The 228-nt window shown below is 58.3% G+C and carries 1 protein-coding gene; it reads right to left on the minus strand.

Translation table 11 applies throughout. From position 1 onward, the window contains the following. On the minus strand, nucleotides 1–228 hold a 228-nt coding region (locus tag PA598K_RS36890; RefSeq protein WP_185602421.1), incomplete at both ends, for a hypothetical protein.

The raw sequence follows: 228 nt of genomic DNA on the forward strand, positions 1-228 counted from the left end.
TCAGGTCGAGCTGCAGCTCCTCGCCGAGCTCGATGTCCAGCTTGTCGCCGAGCTTGGCGGCTGATCCGCTGCGGTTCAGCTCAACCTTGTCATACATATATTCAGCCGTAACGGTGAGGAGCGCCGTGTAGCCCTTGTATCGGGCGGTGATCTGCGCGCTGCCTGCGGATAATGCGGTCAGCAGTCCTTTATCAACCTTGATGACAGTGCTTTTGGACGAGGACCAGG

It is taken from the genome of Paenibacillus sp. 598K, assembly GCF_003851045.1.
Classification (GTDB): Bacteria; Bacillota; Bacilli; order Paenibacillales; family Paenibacillaceae; genus Paenibacillus_D.